The sequence below is a fragment of the Vibrio sp. 1402 genome, from assembly GCF_033340275.1.
In genome coordinates, this window is record NZ_JAWOWE010000478.1 from 1 (window position 1) to 588 (window position 588).

Genomic DNA, 588 nt, shown 5'->3' on the forward strand with positions numbered 1-588 from the left:
CATACGCCATCGCTTTTGCGCACTGCTCAGGGAAACCACTCATCGAGCCAGAGGCATCCACACAGACGATGAACGGCCCTTTTTCGATATCCACAGCTTTGTTGTCTGGACGATGCGCTTTGACTTTACGTAAAGTGCGAGATTTACCTTGCGTGCGATAGTTCATCAAACGCTTGTCGACCAGATGCTTGTAGAACACAACTTCTAGCTCTGGGTAAGCCAAAAACATGGTCTCGTTTGGCAGCAGCTTATTGAGATCGTCACTTTCATGGATACCGACGATATCATCAGTCGCTTCGTCGCTTTTTTCTTCAACCATTTGCAGCTCTTCCGCTGGTGCACGGTTTAAGTCAGGATCATTCACTTGCCCAGCCATACGGCCAAGCTGTTCTGCGATTTCTTGCAAGCCTTTGTGCTTTTTCAAAAACTCCGCATGACGCTTCATCACCGTTAAATCGGTTTTGCTGAGTTTTGCCGAAGCCATATCCCACAAGCGCCCTACGCTTTCAGCGTCGCCAGATTCCGTCACTTTATCCATATTGCGCATGGTTTCCATACGTTGATACAGATCGTTAACAACTTTCTCTT

General features: G+C 47.6%; 1 pseudogene. It reads right to left on the reverse strand.

The annotated features are described in order from the left end of the window. Positions 1 to 588, reverse strand: a pseudogene (locus R7044_RS26775) (ATPase RavA stimulator ViaA); the annotation flags it as partial.